Raw genomic sequence first — 15,765 nt, 5'->3', positions numbered from 1 at the left:
TGCGGGGCTGGCGCCCAGTCAATACGGGACTTAAATTAAGCCGCGGCCGCAGATCGCGGTCCATTGACAACTAATAGTTAACTTTCCTATCGTCGCAGCACCTGTCATCGCACCGGCGCACAGGACGACCCGCCGGACGTGGCGTCGTCGACCACGGGCCCGCCCACCCTGCCCGCCGCACCGGTCGAACCACCCGAAGGAGCATCATGTCCCCCCAGTCGGAGTCCGGTTCCGCCGGAACCGGACGTCACCGGGCGCGCCGGTCGGCCTTCACGGCCGCGGCCGTCGCGGCAGTGACGGCCGCCGCCGGCGTGGCCGTCGCCCTGGCCGTCCAGCCCACCGCCAACGCGGCCGTACTGCCCAACGGCTTCAAGAGCATCGGCTACATGCCGTCGTGGGCCGGCAACGCCAACTCCATCCAGTACAGCAAGCTGACCCACATCAACTACGCGTTCATCCTGCCCAACAGCAACGGCAGCCTGCAGGGGCTTGACAACCCCTCGAAGCTGCAGTCGATCGTGTCGCAGGGCCACGCCCAGGGCGTCAAGGTGTCGATCTCGATCGGCGGCTGGAACGACGGCAACGACTCCGCGTTCGAGAGCCTGGCCGCTAACGCCACCGCACGGACGGCGTTCGTCAACAACGTTGTCAACTTCGTCAACCAGTACAACCTCGACGGCGTCGACATCGACTGGGAGTACCCGGACCCGGGTGCCTCCGGTAACAACTACACGGCGCTGATGTCCCAGCTGAGCACCGCGATGCACAGCCGGGGCAAGCTGCTCACCGCCGCCGTGGTCTCCGAGGGCGGCACCGCCAACGGCGTCCAGCCGGCCGTCTTCGGCTACGTCGACTGGCTCAACATCATGACCTACGACGGCGGCAGCCCGCACTCGAACTACGACTGGTCCGTCAACGCGGTCAACTTCTGGAAGGGTCGCGGCCTGCCGGCGAGCAAGGCCGTCATCGGCGTGCCCTTCTACTCACGTCCCGGCTACCTCACGTATGCCGACCTGGTCGCCCGCGACCCGGCCAACGCCAACCGGGACTGCGTCACGATCAACGGCTCCAACGAGTGCTACAACGGTCTGCCGACGGTGCGCCGCAAGACCCAGTGGGCCATGGCGAACGCGGGCGGCATCATGTACTGGGAGATGTCCCAGGACGCCGCCGGCGCCAACTCGCTGGTGAACGCGATCTACACCACGGCGACGGGCGGCACGCAGCCGCCGACCTCGCAGCCGCCGACCGGTCAGCCGCCGACCGGCCGCACGGGCCGCATCACGGGCCTGGGTGGCAAGTGCATCGACGTGGCCGGAGCGTCGACGGCGAACGGGGCGGCGGTCCAGCTGTACACCTGCAACGGCACCAACGCACAGAACTGGACGGTGGCGTCGGACAGCACGCTGCGCGCCCTGGGCAAGTGCATGGACATCACGTCCGCCGGCACGGCGAACGGCACGAAGATCCAGCTCTGGGACTGCAACGGCAGCGGCGCGCAGGTCTGGCAGTACAACACCGCCAACAACACGCTGCGTAACCCGACGTCGAACAAGTGCCTGGACGTCACCGACAACAGCTCGGCCGACGGCGCACGTCTGCAGATCTGGGACTGCTTCGCCGGCGCCAACCAGCGCTGGACCCTCCCGTAACGAAACGCTCCCAGCGGCGGCCGTCCCACCAGGGCGGCCGCCGCGTCGCGTTCGACGACCGCCGCGACGGGCTTCCGATCTGGACGCTGGTCAGCCAGTTCCAGAGACCGGGGCCAGGCTGATGGGCACCGCCACCGCGTCCCGGGCCGAGCGTTCGGCCGCCTCGAGCATGGCCGTGGTGGCAAGGCCCTGCCGGCCGTCCACGAGCGGCGGGCGTCGCTGTGCCGCCGCGCCCACCAGATCGCTCAGCTCAGCGGCATACGCGGACAGGCGCGGCGCACTGGTGGGGTCGAGCGGATCGAACGGCGGCTGAGCGAACACCACCTCCCAGCCCTCGCCTCGGCCGAGCCGCACCTGGCCGTACGCGTCCAGCTCGACCATGCCGTCGGTACCCACGATCTGCAGTTGCAGTCCGGAGCCCAGGCCCGGCGCCGGTATGTCGTAGCTCATCCAGACCTGCGCCATGGCGCCGCCGCGGAACCGGTAGGTCGCCATGGCACTACGCAGCGGTGGTCCGACCGGGCCGTACTGGTGGAACAGCGCGAACGCGAGGTCGGGCTCGTCCCTGACGAACCACCGCACCAGGTCGCAGGCGTGGGCGCCCCAGGAGGCGTAGGTGGTCTGTTGAGCGGGGTCGAGCTTCCACTCGTCCTGGGTCACGCTGGTGTCCCAGAAACCGATCTCCGGCCCGATCGCCCGGACCATGCAGACTCGTCCGATCGCGCCCTCGTCGACCAGCCTCTTCGCCGCGACCGGTGCGGCGCGGAACCGGTGCTGGGACACGACGGCGAGCGACACCCCGGCCTCCTCGCAGGCGTCCACCATCCCGGCGCACTCGGCCACCGACTGCGCCATCGGCTTCTCCACCAGGACGTGCTTGCCTGCCCGGGCCAGCGTCACGGTCTGGTCGTGATGCCCGGCCGGGGGTGTGGTCACGATGACCAGGTCGATCGCCGGGTCCGCGGCCAGCTCCCCGAGCGAGCCGTACGACGTCACGCCGTAGTCCGCCGCGAGCGCCGCGGCACGCCGGCCGCCGGCGACCCCGACCAGCCGGGTGCCCGGGGTGTGCCGCGCGGCCACCTCCGACCAGGTGCGGCCCATGAAGCCCGAGCCGAGCACCCCGACGCCGAACGCGCCGACGCCGGTCATCGCGCGGCCAGCCGGCCGTGGCGGCGCAGCAGGTCCAGGATCCGCGCCGCGGCGAGCACGTGCATGTCGGCGAACGCCTCCACCGACGTGGCGCCCACGTGCTGGGTCAGCACCACGTTGCGCATGCCCAGCAACGGATCGGAGTCGGGCGGGGTCGGCTCGACCTCGCGTACGTCCAGCGCCGCGCCGCGCAACCGCCCGGCGTGCAGCGCCTCGGCGAGCGCGGCCTCGTCGACCAGCCCGCCCCGGGCCACGTTCACCAGGACGGCGTCGTCACGCATCCGGGCGATCGCCGCGGCATCGATGAGGTGTCGCGACTCGGGGGTCAGGGCGGCACAAAGCACCACCGCGTCGCTGCGTTCCAGCAACTCCGGCAGCGGCAGGAACGGAATCGGCGCGTCTGTCGGGTAGGGGTCGTGGGCGATCGCCGTCATGCCGAGTCCTTGAGCCTTCTCGGCGACCCGCCTGCCGATGCGGCCCAGCCCGACCACGCCCATGGTCTGTCCCCGGACCCGGCGCATCCGGTAGAACTCGTCCCAGTCCCGCACCTGCCACTGCCCCGTCGCCGCCGCGGCCGCGGTGGGCACCAAGGCTCGCTGCAGGGCCAGGAACAGGGCGATCGCCTGGTCTGACACCTCTTCGGTGCAGTAGTCGGGCACGTTGGTCACCTCGATGCCGAGCTGCGCGGCGCGGGTCGCGTCCACCCCGTCCATGCCGACGCTGTAGCACACGACGGCGACGCACCGGGTCATCAGATCCAGCTCCGCGGTGGGCAGCTTGCCGGAGGCGACCACGACGTCGGCCCGGGGCAGCACCGCGCGAGCCTCGTCGAGGGTCGGCGGCAGCAGCAGCGTCACCCCGTGCTCGGCCAGCGTCTCCCGCTCCACGTCGTAGTTCCACCGGATCGTCGTGATCGGGTCGTAGACAACCACCACCGGCTCACTCACGGGCCCCTCCGGTTTCATCTGCTGAACCGCCTATTCTGCTTGATAGAATCAGCCGCTCCAGCCCGATGTCAAGCGCGCAGGAACACCGCACCGCCGGACCAGAGGAGAAGCACGTGACAGAGCCCGAACTGACCCGACAGGCCGTCGTCGCCCCCGACGCGGCTCCGCCGGCCGGACCGTACTCGCCCGGAATGCGGGTGGGTAACCTCCTGTTCGTCTCCGGGCAGGGGCCGTTCGACGCCGACGGCACCCTGGTCGGCGACGACTTCGCCGGCCAGGCCCGGGCCGCGTTCGCCAACGTCGAGCGGATCGTCCGTGCCGCGGGCGGGGACCTGTCCGGCGTGGTCCGGATCGGGGCCTACCTGCACAGCCTGGACCATTTCGCCGAATGGAACGCCGTCATGGCCGACGTGCTGTCGGCGCCGTACCCGGCCCGCACCACGATCCCGGTGCCGCTACCCGGATTCCTCATCGAGATCGATGCCGTGGTCGAGCTGCCCGCCACCGCCTGACCGCCAGCACCGGCCGACCCCATCACCGGCCGGGCCCGCCGCGAGCTCACCGCGCGGCCGGTTCGGTCGGCTCGGGGCCGGCACGGGCCCGGAGCGCGACCACTCCCGCGACGTGCCTCAGTAGGACAGCCAGCCTCCGTCGACCAGGATGCTGGCCCCGGTGACGAAGCCGGCCTCCGGCGAGACCAGGTAGGCCACCATCGAGGCGACGTCGTCGGGGTGACCGCGCCGGCCCAGCGGCGTCGTGCGTTCGTACCACCGGGTCGGCAGCGGTGCCGGACCGCCGGCGCCTTCGTCGAGGGCGATGTCTCCGGGTGCGATGTGGACGGACCGGATGTTGTGCGGTGCTAGCTCGAAGGCCAGCCCGCGGGTGAGCCCCAGCATCCCGGCCTTGGTCGCGGTGTAGGCGGTGGCGTGCTGCTGCGCGGCGTAGGCGGCGACCGAGCCGATGTTGACGATGATCCCGCCGTTGCCGGCGGCGATCATGTGGCGGGCCGCCTCCCGGGCGCAGCGCAACGCCGCGGTCAGGTTGACCCCGATGATCCGGTCCAGCCAGTCGTCGTCGCAGTCCAGCAGCGGCGACACGGCGCCGGGGCCGGTCACGGCGGCGTTGTTGACCAGGATGTCGATGCCGCCGAACCGGTCCACGCACCGGGCGATCAACCGGGTGCACGCGGCCGGGTCGGCCAGGTCGGCCACCTCCACCTCGAGGTCTCGGCCCGGCCGGGCCAGCCGCTCCCGGGCGGCCGCGGCGGTGGCCTCGGTGCGTTGCCCGACCATCACCCGGCAGCCGTCGTCGGCGAGCCGGGCCGAGATGGCGGCACCGATGCCGGTGCCGCCGCCGGTCACGAGCGCGACGGTCACGACAGCTCCCGCGGTACCGGACCGAACATGACGATGCCGGTCCCGGGTTCGACGACGGCCCGGCGGCGCAGCATCATCACGGTGCCGGCCTTCGGCGCGCGGACCGGCTGGACCACCCGGCCGGTGGTGTCCACCACCTCGGCCACGAGAGCGCCGGCGTCGACCACGTCCCCGGCGTCGACGGCGGTCACGCACCAGCCGGCCACCTCGGCCGATACCGACGAGTCGACGTCGCCGTCACCGCCCCGCACCACCCGGAGGACCCTCGCCGGCGCGGGCGGGTCGGTCACCATGCCGAGGTGGCCGAGAACCCGGATCACGCCGTGGGTGTAGCCGTCCACTTCGGACCGGCGCAGGGCCGCGCCGCCGCTGCCCTCGACGTAGATGGCGGCGACACCGTGTTCGGCCGCCGCGGTCAGGCTCCGGCCCGGGTTGACCCGGTCGTGCTCCCACACCAGCGGGGCACCGAACGCGTAGGCGGCGGCCGACCCGGACGGCTCGCAGAAGCCGGCGAAGAACGGCATCGCGTAGTTCTCTCCGGCCGAGTGCAGGTCGATGAGCAGGTCCGCGCCGACGATCACGTGCCGGGTCAACGCGTCGGCGATCCGTTCGGTGACGCTGCCGTCGGCGCGGCCCGGGAAGGCGCGAGCCAGGTTGCCGCCATCGACCGGACCGGTCCGCGACGCCGCCGCGTGGGCCGGTGGGTTGGCCACCGCCACCGCCAGGACCCGTCCCGCGGCCAGCCGCAGCTCGTTGACCAGCCGCCGGACGGCGAGGATGCCCTCGAGCTCGTCGCCGTGCACACCGCCCAGCACCACCACGGTCGGCCCATCGGCCGCACCGGTCAGCTCGGTGACCACCACCGCGGTGCCCTCCCGCACGTCGAGGAGGCGCGAGGTCACGGCGACCGGAGCGGTCATACCGTCGATCATGGCCGGCGGTCCGCGGCTTCGGCGAGCACCGCGCGGACATGGGCCCGCATGCCCTCGTCCACCTGCACGAACGGAAACGCGGTGGTCGAGTGCGCGATGACGCCCTGCTGCACCAGCGCTTCTTTCAGCGAACCCACCACCGAGGCGCTGAAGCTGCCACCCGGCATCGGATGCTGGTACAGCCGGAACGCCCAGACGATGTCGCTCTGCAGCTCGGCGGCGCCCTTCCAGTCCCCGGCCGCCGCCCGGGCGGCGAGCTCCACGTGCCAGGGAAGGAACGCGTTGGCCAGACCCGGCACGGCACCGTGGAATCCGCCGAGCAACAGCCCGTCGATGGCCATCTCGCTGCCGGTGTACCGCCGGAAGCCTGGCAGGTCGGCGGTCTGCTCGGCGATCTGGCGCTGCCCCTCGACGTTGCCGGACGAGTCCTTGACCCCGGCGATCACGCCGTCGGCGGCCAGGTCCCGCAGCAGCTCCACCTCGAGCACCACGTTGTTGCGGCTCGGGATGTTGTAGGCCAGGACCGCGGTCTCGCCGACCGCCTCCTTGACCGCGCGGAAGTGCGCCGCCAGCTCGGCCTGGGACAACGGGAACGTGAACGGGGCCAGCAACAGCACCGCGTCCACGCCCAGCTCGGCGTAGCGGGCGGCGTCGGCCACGGCGTCGCGGGTGCCGAGTGCGGGCACGCCCACCATCAGATGGGCACGGCCGCCGACCCGGGCCACGGCCCGCTCGGCCACGGTGAACCGTTCGTCGCGGGCGAGCGCCCCGTTCTCCCCGCACGAGCCGAGGGCGAGCAGGCCGGTCGCGCCGCCCCCGACGAGGTGGTCGATGAGCCGGTCGAGCGAGTCCAGGTCTGGCACGCCGGACGGGAGCATCGGGGTGACCATCGGAGGGACGGCCCCCGCGACGGGCGGGGCTACCAGGGCACTCATGAGGTTCCTTTCGAGGACGGCGGTGCGAGCGAACCGGGGAAATGGCAGGCGTAGGAGCGCCCGTCCACAGTGGTCAGCGGCGGGTCCACCGTGGAGCAGACGTCCTGGGCCACGGGGCACCGGGGCTGGAACGGGCAGCCGGGCGGCACGTGCAGGGGTGACGGTGGCTCTCCGGCCAGCACGATCCGATCCGACCGCCCGGGTGCCCGGTCGACCCGGGGCAGCGCCGACAGCAGCGCCACGGAGTACGGGTGCAGGGGCCGCGCGAAGAACTGTTCCCATCCCGCCAGCTCGACCAGCCGGCCCAGGTACATCACCGCGATCCGGGTCGCCAGCTCGCGCACGGCGACCAGGTCGTGTGAGACGAACAGGTACGCCAGCCCGTGCTGGCGCTGCAGGTCCCGCAGCAGCGAGATGACGTGGGTCTGGATGGACACGTCCAGCGAGGCGGTCGGCTCGTCGAGCACGATCAGCTCGGGGTCCGCGGCCAGGGCCCGGGCGATGGCGACCCGCTGCGCCTGACCGCCGGAGAGCTCGTGCGGGTAGCGGCCGGTCATCTGCTCGCCCAGCCCGACCTCGGCGAGCAGTTCGGTGACCCGGGCCCGCCGTTGCCGCCGGCCAATGCCGAGGTTGGTCAGCGGCTCGGCCACCAGATCGGTCACGGTCAGCCGGGGGTTCAAGGAACCGTGCGGGTCCTGGAAGACGGCCTGCATGCGCTGGCGCCTGCGGACCTGGCTGCGGCGGTCGGCCGGATCGTCACCCAGGACGGTCACCGTGCCGGACGTCGGGGCGACCAGGCCCAGCACCACGTTGGCCAGGGTCGACTTGCCCGAACCCGACTCCCCGACCAGGGCCACCGTCTCCCCGGCCCCGATCTCCAGGTCCACGCCCGCCAGCGCCCGCAACGCTCGGCGCTGCACCCGGTACGTCTTGGTGAGGCCGCTCGCGCGTACCAGCGGCTCCTGGGACACCGGCACCGACGCGACCGGCTGGTCGGCCGTGGGCGGCGGGGCGTCGGGCCGGGCCGGGACCACCTCGTCGAGGTTCACGCAGGCCACTCGGCGGCCGTCCCCGATGGACAGCAGCGGCGGGACGGCGGTGCGGCAGACGTCGGTTCGCAACGTGCAGCGCGGTTCGTACGGGCAGCCCGGGGGCGGGTCGGCCAGGTCCACGGCGTGGCCGGGGATGCTGCGCACCTCGCCCCGGCCGGCCGAGATCCGGGGCGTGGCGTCACCCAACGCGATGGCGTAGGGGTGGCGGGGCGTGGCGAAGAACTCCTCGGCCGGGCTGTCCTCGACGATCCGCCCGGCGTACATGACGATCACCCGGGTGCACAGCTGGCGGATCAGGCCCAGGTTGTGCGAAACGGTGACCAGGCCCAGATCCTGGCGCGGCCCGGGTTCGCCGATGGTCGCGAACAGGTCCATGATCTGGGCCTGGATGGTGACGTCCAGCGCCGTGGTGGGCTCGTCGGCGATGAGCAGCCGCGGCTGGTTGGACAGGCCGAGCGCGATCAGGCCGCGCTGGCGCAGCCCGCCGGAGAGCTCGTGCGGGCGCCGGCCCAGCTGGCTCGCCGGGGCGGGCATGCCCACCGACCGCAGGGCCTGGATCGCCCGGTCCCGCCGGCCGGCGCGGGTGCGTTCGCCGTGGGCCCGCAGTCCCTCGCTGAGGTGGTCGCCCAGGGTACGCAGGGGATCGAACGAGGTGAGCGGATCCTGGAACACCATGCCGGCGCGGGAGCCCCGCAGCGGCCGCAGCCGGCTCTCCGGCAGCTGGGACACGTCGGTGCCGTCGAGCAGGATCTGGCCCGACTCCTGCCTGGCCCAGGCCGGCAACAGCCGCATCAGGGCCAGCGCCAGCGTGGTCTTGCCGGAACCGGACTCGCCCACGATGCCGACCCGCTCGCCCGGGGCGACGTCGAACGACACGTTGGCGACCGCGGCGACGTCCCCGTAGCGGATGGTCAGGTCACGCACGGACAGCAGGGTCACCGGGGCCTCCTTCGGGCCGTGTCGACGCGCAGCGCCGCGCCGAGCCCCTCACCGAGGAAGTTGATGCCCAGTACGGTCGCCATCAGCATCACCGCCGGTGCCAGGGCGGCCACCGGCGCGCTGAAGATGGCCCGCACCCCCTCGGTGAGCATGACGCCCCAGTCGGCCTGCGGCGGCTGGACGCCGATGCCCAGGAAGCTCAGCGCGGAGAGCACCACGATGCCGTTGCCCATGCCGATGACCAGCAGCACGATCAGCACGTCGGCGACGTTGGGCAGCACGTGTACGCGCAACAGCCGGTGCAGCGGTGTGTTGCTGACCCGGGCGGCCTGGATGAAGGCCGCGGTTCGCAGCGGCAGAACCGATCCCCGCATCACCCGGGCGTAGGAGGGCAGCGCGGCGATGGACACGGCGATGACGGCGCTGGAGACGCTGGGGCCGAGGATGGCCACCACCACGATCGCGGTCAGCAGGGTCGGGAACGACAGCAGCACGTCGACCGCGCGCATCACCACAGTATCGACGATGCCGCCGACGAACCCGGAGGCGATGCCGATGAGGCTGCCCACGATCGCGCCGATGCCGACCGCGAGCAGGCCGGCCGGGATGGACAGCAGCCCGGCGTGCAGCAGCCGGGCCAGAATGTCCCGGCCCAGCTGGTCGGTCCCCAGTGGATAGTGGCCCGACGGCGCGGCGTAGGCGTCCATCGGGTTGGTCCGGGTCGGCGAGACGTCGTAGACCAGCGGACCGGCGATGGTGATGACGGCGACCAGCAGCAACAGGACCAGGCCGGCGAGGGTCAGCGGCTGCGTGAGGAAACGCCTGCTCATGTCAGCCCGATTCTCGGGTCGATGATCCGGTAGACGACGTCGATGACCAGGTTGATGCCGAGGATCAGCAGCGCTACCACCAGGATCTCGCCCTGCACGGCGGGCAGGTCCCGCCGGCCGATCGAGTCGAAGATGACCGTGCCCAGCCCCGGCCAGGCGAAGATGTTCTCCACGATGAGCGCGCCGGCCAGCAACCGTCCGAACTCGACGGACAGCAGGGTGATCACCGGGATGGAGGCGTTGGGCAGGACATTGCGGCCCAGCAGCCGGCGCTCGGGCACGCCCACCGCCCGCAGCGTGCGCACGAACGGCCGGTTCGCCACGTCTAGCACGCTGGTGCGGATCACCCGGGCCTGGATGCCGGCGAGCGGGATGCCCAGTGCCAGTGCCGGCAGCACGATCGAGTCCCACGACTGGGCCCCGGCGACCGGGAAGATCTTGACGTAGACGGCCAGCACCGAGACCAGGATGGTGCCGAGCAGAAAGTCCGGTGTGGCCACGAACAGCGTGGTGACGGCGGTGAAGCTGACCCCGGTGCGCCGTTTGCGGGCGTCGCGCAGGGCACTGGCGATGCCGATCGGCACCGACAGCAGCAGGCCGGCGAACACCCCGGCCGCGGTCAGCATCAGCGTGTACGGCAGCCGCTCGGCGATGATCTGGGTGACCGGCTGGCGGGTCAGGAACGACGTGCCGAGGTCTCCCCGCAGGACGCTGCCGAGGTAGTCCAGGAACTGCACCGGCAGCGGGTCGTTGAGGCCGAGCTGCTGGCGCAGGTCGGCGGCCACCTGCGGGTCGAGGTTGGTGCCCGCGATGACCGACACCGGGTCGCCCGGCACCAGTCGGATCATCGCGAAGGTGATGACGAGAACCGCCAGCGCGGCGGGTACGGTCACCAGTACCCGCCGCGCGACGAACCGGACGAAGCTCACGCCGACGGCGCCAGATCGTTGATCTTGAGGATGCCGTCGGGCTGCATGCCGATGCCGGACACGGACTTCGCCGAGAACACCACGCTCTGCGGCTGGTAGAGCACCAGGGCGGTGTGGTCCTCGGCCATCAGCTTCTGCGCGGTCGACAGCAGGCCGGCCCGTTTGGCGTCGTCGCTCTCGGTGATCGCGGCGGCGAGCGCCGAGTCCACCCCCTGGTTGCAGTTGAAGGTGAGGTTGGTGCCGAGCGGCACGGTGGCGGACGGGACGTTGGCGCAGGCGAACAGGATGTTCATCGAACCGGCCGGGTCGAGGATGCCGTACCGTCCGATGTAGATGTCCTGGTCACCCTTGCGACGGGTCTGCGTGACCGTGGCGAACTCCTCGGTCTTGATGCTGGCCTTGATGCCCACCTGGGCCAACTGGTCCTGGACGAGCTGGTCGATCGCCGGCCACGGGTCCTCGGCCGAGGACAGGATGTTGAGCGCCAGCGGCTGGCCGCCCTTGGTCATGACTCCGTCGGCGCCGGCGGTGTAGCCGGCCGACTCGAGGTACTTCTTCGCGTCGTCCTTGCCGTACTTCGCCACCGCGCCGCCGGCGCTCTTGTCGTAGCCCGGCACGATCGTGGGCAGCACGCTGTAGTTCGTCTCGGCGTAGCCACTGGCGATGGCCTGGATCAGCGCGTCGCGGTCGATGGCGGCCGAGATCGCCTTGCGCACGTTGACGTCGGGCACCTTCTTGGCGTTGATCCACAGCGCGGTCTCACTCACGCCCGGGAACTTGGCGTTCTTGAGGTTCGGTGCCGACGCGAGGCGCTTGGCGTCCGGCCCGGTCAGCTGGGCGACCTCCACGCCGCCGGTGGAGACCAGGTTCGCCCGGGTGCTCACGTTGGTGACGTACTGGAACACGATCTTTGCGTACTTCGGGGCGCCCTTGTTGGTCAGATCCGGCCGGATCGTCGTGTAGTCGGGGTTGCGCTCGACCTCGAGCCGGTCGCCCTTGACGTAGTTGACGAACTTGTACGGGCCGGTGCCGACCGGCTTCTGCTCCAGCGTGCCGGCCTTGGTCGCGGTCGGCGACGGAATGCTCAGGTCGGCGTTGGCCAGATTGATCAACGCCGCGCCGACCGGGCTCTTCCAGGTCACCTTGACCGTCTGCGGGTCGACGACCTCGCTCTTGTCGTACGGCCCGAGCACGCTCTTGGAGTTGGTGGCCTTGGTCGCCGGGTCCACCACCCGGTCGAGCGCGTACTTGACCGCCTCGGCGTCGAACGGCGTGCCGTCGTGGAACTTCACGCCCGAGCGCAGCTTGAACGTGATGGAGGCACCCTCGATCGTCCACGACTCGGCCAGGCTGGGCCCGATCGTGCCGTCGGACTTGACGACGACGAGGGTGTCGTAGATGGCGGCCATCTCGTCGCTGAGGTACTGGATGTTCTTCGCCGGGTCGAGCGTGGGCTGCTCGACAGCCTCGGCGATGCGGAGGGTCTGGTCGGCGCTGGGAGTGGAAGAGGAACCGGAGCCGCAGGCCGCGGCCGTAGCGATCATCATCAGCACGCCGGCCCCGGCCAGAAGCCGGGTGGCGATGCGGGTTCGGTACGAAGGCATGCGGACCTATCCCCACTTGAGACGTCGCCCGTCCTGAAGGCGGGCACGCGATCTGGTCGACGCGGTGCCTGAGTATGAGCACGGCCCCAAGAGCGTGTCAACAGCTGAAACCGGCGTTCCGATATTGTTGTGAATACGTGCTGACCAGGTAATCTCTGTAGAACATCAGCCGTCTGATGGCTGGAACACCAACTGCAGAACTAGACGGGACAGCGCATGAAACCGACGAACGACGCGGGCGCGAGCTATCCGATCCGGGCCGTGGAACGGGTCTGTGACATCCTCGACGTCCTGCAACGCTCGCGCGAGGGTGCCTCGCTCTCCGATGTGGCCGAGGTGACCGGCCTGCCCAAAAGCTCGGCCTACCGTTACCTGTCCGCGCTGGAGGCGCGCCGCTACGTGGAACGCGAGCCGGACACCGGCGCGTATCGGCTCGGCATAGCCTTCCGGCCGCAGCACACCCGCCAGATCGACGCCCTCGCGGCGCTGGCCCGGCCACACCTGGAGAGGCTGCGGGACCGGCTGGGCGAGACCACGAACCTCGGAGTGCTCGACGGAGTCCACATCATGCACGCGTTGGTGGTGGAGAGCAACGAGATGCTGCGGCTGGCCGCACGGGTGGGAGAGCGGGGCAGCCTGCACTCCACCGCGCTGGGCAAGGCGATCGCCGCCGAGCTGCCCGACGACCGGGTTCGCGTGCTGCTTCAGGCCGAGCCGATGCGCCGATTCACCGATCGGACCATCACCTCACCGGACGACTACCTGGTCGACCTCAAGGTGGTGCGCCAGGAGGGCTTCGGGCTGGACGACTGCGAGAACCAGCCGGACGGCCGATGCGTCGCAGTGGCCGTGCGGGACCTGCCGTTCCTGTGCGGCATCAGTGTCAGCGCCCCGGCCCGGCGACTGCCCCGCGAGAAGGTCGAACCGGTGGCGCGGGCCCTGCGCCGCATCGCCATGCAGCTGGCCCGCGACTACCAGGCTGCGGGGTGAGGGCTGCCGTCCGCGAACGGCGATCCGGCAGGCGACGTGGCGCGACATCGATCGGACCGGCATACTCATGCGGCAGTTACTCGGCGCACCGGCCCGATAGGATCCGACAGGAGGAGAATGAAGGCCGCCAACGACTCCGCCACCAACTACCCGATCCGGGCGGTGGAGCGGGTCTGCGACATTCTCGACGTGCTGCAGCGGTCCCGGGAGGGAGCGACCCTGGCCGATGTCGCCGAGGTGACGGCATTACCGAAGAGCTCGGCCTACCGGTATCTCGCCGCCCTGGAGACCCGGCGGTACGTGGAACGGGACGCCGCCTCGGGCCTGTACCGGCTCGGCCTGGCCTTCCGGCCGCAGCACACCCGGCAGATCGACGCGTTGATCAGCCAGGCCAAGCCGCACCTGGAACGGTTGCGCGACAAGCTCGGCGAGACCACCAACATGGGCCTGCTCGACGGCACCCAGGTGGTCCACGCCATCGTGGTGGAGAGCCACGAGATGATGCGGCTGGCGGCCCGGGTCGGCGAGCGGGGCAGCCTGCACGCCACCGCGCTCGGCAAGGCGATCGCGGCCGAGCTGCCGGAGGAACGGGTTCGGACGATCCTTTCCGCCCAGCAGATGCAGCGCTACACCCCGACCACGATCACCTCGGCGGACCGCTACCTGGAGGAACTCGAGAAGGTCCGCCGGGACGGATACGGCGTGGACGACTGCGAGAACCAGCCCGACGGCCGGTGCGTCGCGGTCGCCCTGCAGGGCCTGCCGTTCCCGTGCGGCATCAGCGTCAGCGCCCCGGCCCGGCGGTTGCCGGCGGAGAAGGTCGACGCCACCGCCAAGGCGCTGCGCCGGGTCGCGATGCGGCTGGTCCGCGACTTCCACACCACCGCCTGACCTCGCCGGCCCGTCCGGCGACCACATTTTTCCGCGAGCCCCCGGCAGCCGCCGGGGGCTCCGTCGCGTTCGCGCCGGTGTGTTGACCCGCCGAACGTCGCGGACTACCGTCGACAGCGTTTCGTCTGCTGGTTTCTTCTTCCCACTAGATAAAACGCGCTACTACCGGGCGCGGGAGGGGACGTCGCGTGACGTCGACAACGTCCAGGGCCACGTCGGCCGATCTGGCCGACCGCGCCAGGCTTACCATCCCGGGCGGGGCGAACTCCAACGTCCGCCTGGCCGCCCCGAGGGTCTTCTTCGAGCGGGGCAAGGGTGCCTGGCTGTGGGACGTCGACGGCAACGACTACGTGGACTATCTACTGGGCCAGGGACCGAACTTCCTCGGCCACGCCCACGACCGGGTGGTGGCCGCCGTCGCCAAGGCCAGCACGTCGGGGATGGTGTTCGGGGCGCAGCACCGGCTCGAGGTCGAAGCGGCGGAACGGATCGTCGCCGCACTCGGCTGGGCCGACATGGTGCGGCTGGGCATGACCGGCACGGAGGCGGTGCAGGCCGCGCTGCGGCTGGCCCGCGCGGTGACCGGCCGGCGCCGGTTCGTCCGGTTCGAGGGCCACTACCACGGCTGGCTGGACAACGTGCTGGTCAACCCGGGCACCGACACGGTGGCCAGCGCCGGCCAGATGGCCAGTTACCTCGCCGACTCCGTGGTCGTGCCGTGGAACGACGCCGCCGCCCTGGAGGCCGCGCTGGCCGAGCACGCCGAGGCCCTCGCCGCCGTCATCATGGAACCGATCATGATCAATTCTGGCTCGACGGAGCCGGCCGACGGCTACCTGCCACGGGTGCGGGAGCTGTGCACGCGGTACGGCGTCGTGCTCATCTTCGACGAGGTGATCAGCGGATTCCGGGTGGCCCTCGGTGGTGCCGCGCAGCGCTACGGTGTGGCGCCGGACCTGGCCACTTACGGCAAGGCGATGGCCGGCGGGTGGCCGGTGGCCGCGCTGGCCGGACGGGCCGAGCTGATGGAGCGGTTCGGCACCGGCGAGGTGAACCACTCGGGCACGTTCAACGGCTCGGTGATGGCCGCGGCGGCCGTGGTGGCCACCCTCGACGTGCTCACCGAGGATCCGCCGTACGAGCGGATAACCCGGCACGGCACGGCGCTGATGGCCGGACTGGCCGACCTCGGCCGCCGGCACGGCGTTCCGTTGCGGGTGCAGGGACTGCCCATGGCCTTCCACGCCTCGTTCGGTCCGCCGGACCCGGTCACCGACTACCGCGGGCTGCGCACGCTGGACCTGGATCGCTACGCCGCCTTCTCGCACGCGCTGGCCGATCACGGGGTGTGGGTGGCCGGCCGCGGCATCTGGTACGTCTCGGCGGCACACGGCGAGCCCGAGCTCACCGCCGCGCTCGAGCGGGCCGACCGGGCGCTGACCGGCCACGCGGCCGGGTGAGCTCATGAGCGGTACGGAGCGAAGCGCAGTGGCCGCTCATGAGAGGCGCAGGTTGAGCCCGTGCCGCTGCCGCAGCGAA

General features: G+C 71.3%; 14 protein-coding genes. 5 read left to right on the top strand and 9 right to left on the bottom strand.

All coding sequences use genetic code 11. The features are described 5' to 3' along the window. Positions 1-206: 206 nt before the first annotated feature. Entirely contained in the window at positions 207-1,652 is a 1,446-nt protein-coding gene (locus ABT297_RS12610; RefSeq protein ID WP_350548139.1) for a glycosyl hydrolase family 18 protein, read from the top strand. Between the two features lie 90 nt (positions 1,653-1,742). Here the strand turns inward: ABT297_RS12610 and ABT297_RS12605 are convergent, their stop codons facing one another. Further along, complete coding sequence (locus ABT297_RS12605; protein WP_350548137.1) at positions 1,743-2,801, bottom strand: Gfo/Idh/MocA family protein; 1,059 nt, start codon at positions 2,799-2,801, stop codon at positions 1,743-1,745. Then, a complete protein-coding gene (locus ABT297_RS12600) occupies positions 2,798-3,748 on the bottom strand; it encodes an NAD(P)-dependent oxidoreductase (RefSeq protein ID WP_350548135.1) in 951 nt (316 codons plus the stop codon). The genes ABT297_RS12605 and ABT297_RS12600 overlap by 4 nt, the downstream gene beginning before the upstream one ends. A 113-nt stretch (positions 3,749-3,861) precedes the next feature. On the opposite strand from ABT297_RS12600, the gene ABT297_RS12595 reads away from it, so the two are divergent. Beyond that, positions 3,862-4,260, top strand: a complete 399-nt coding sequence (locus ABT297_RS12595) for a RidA family protein (RefSeq protein ID WP_350548133.1) — start codon at positions 3,862-3,864, stop codon at positions 4,258-4,260. A 117-nt stretch (positions 4,261-4,377) separates the two neighbouring features. Here the strand turns inward: ABT297_RS12595 and ABT297_RS12590 are convergent, their stop codons facing one another. The 7 genes from ABT297_RS12590 to ABT297_RS12560 are packed head-to-tail and all read right to left on the bottom strand — an operon-like array spanning position 4,378 to position 12,345. Continuing rightward, positions 4,378-5,124, bottom strand: a complete 747-nt coding sequence (locus ABT297_RS12590) for an SDR family NAD(P)-dependent oxidoreductase (RefSeq protein WP_350548131.1) — start codon at positions 5,122-5,124, stop codon at positions 4,378-4,380. Further along, the gene (locus tag ABT297_RS12585) at positions 5,121-6,044 is read right to left on the bottom strand and encodes a succinylglutamate desuccinylase/aspartoacylase family protein (protein WP_350548129.1); all 924 of its coding nucleotides are present in this window, start codon (positions 6,042-6,044) and stop codon (positions 5,121-5,123) included. The genes ABT297_RS12590 and ABT297_RS12585 overlap by 4 nt, the downstream gene beginning before the upstream one ends. Before the next feature lie 8 nt (positions 6,045-6,052). Further along, positions 6,053-6,991: a dihydrodipicolinate synthase family protein gene (locus ABT297_RS12580; protein WP_350548127.1), complete on the bottom strand. Its 939-nt coding sequence runs from the start codon at positions 6,989-6,991 to the stop codon at positions 6,053-6,055. Continuing rightward, entirely contained in the window at positions 6,988-8,982 is a 1,995-nt protein-coding gene (locus tag ABT297_RS12575; RefSeq protein WP_350548125.1) for a dipeptide ABC transporter ATP-binding protein, read from the bottom strand. Before ABT297_RS12575 ends, ABT297_RS12580 begins: the two co-directional genes overlap by 4 nt. Further along, on the bottom strand, positions 8,979-9,812 hold the full coding sequence (locus tag ABT297_RS12570; RefSeq protein WP_350548123.1) for an ABC transporter permease: 834 nt from the start codon (positions 9,810-9,812) through the stop codon (positions 8,979-8,981). The genes ABT297_RS12575 and ABT297_RS12570 overlap by 4 nt, the downstream gene beginning before the upstream one ends. Beyond that, on the bottom strand, positions 9,809-10,741 hold the full coding sequence (locus tag ABT297_RS12565; RefSeq protein WP_350548121.1) for an ABC transporter permease: 933 nt from the start codon (positions 10,739-10,741) through the stop codon (positions 9,809-9,811). The genes ABT297_RS12570 and ABT297_RS12565 overlap by 4 nt, the downstream gene beginning before the upstream one ends. Next, a complete protein-coding gene (locus ABT297_RS12560) occupies positions 10,738-12,345 on the bottom strand; it encodes an ABC transporter substrate-binding protein (RefSeq protein ID WP_350548119.1) in 1,608 nt (535 codons plus the stop codon). The genes ABT297_RS12565 and ABT297_RS12560 overlap by 4 nt, the downstream gene beginning before the upstream one ends. Before the next feature lie 216 nt (positions 12,346-12,561). Between ABT297_RS12560 and ABT297_RS12555 the strand changes: the two genes are divergently transcribed. From ABT297_RS12555 to ABT297_RS12545, 3 genes are all read left to right on the top strand, one after another. Continuing rightward, positions 12,562-13,335: an IclR family transcriptional regulator gene (locus ABT297_RS12555; RefSeq protein WP_350548117.1), complete on the top strand. Its 774-nt coding sequence runs from the start codon at positions 12,562-12,564 to the stop codon at positions 13,333-13,335. A 117-nt stretch (positions 13,336-13,452) separates the two neighbouring features. Then, positions 13,453-14,226 carry an IclR family transcriptional regulator gene (locus ABT297_RS12550; protein WP_350548115.1) on the top strand — a complete coding sequence of 258 codons (774 nt, stop codon included), beginning with the start codon at positions 13,453-13,455 and terminating at the stop codon, positions 14,224-14,226. Between the two features lie 188 nt (positions 14,227-14,414). Continuing rightward, entirely contained in the window at positions 14,415-15,686 is a 1,272-nt protein-coding gene (locus tag ABT297_RS12545) for an aspartate aminotransferase family protein (protein ID WP_350548113.1), read from the top strand. The last annotated feature ends 79 nt before the right edge of the window (positions 15,687-15,765 follow it).

This window comes from Dactylosporangium sp. NPDC000555, from assembly GCF_040300025.1.
Lineage (GTDB): Bacteria > Actinomycetota > Actinomycetes > Mycobacteriales > Micromonosporaceae > Dactylosporangium.
The sequence above is the reverse complement of the archived record's forward strand: the minus strand, read 5'-3'. Positions and strand labels throughout refer to the sequence as shown.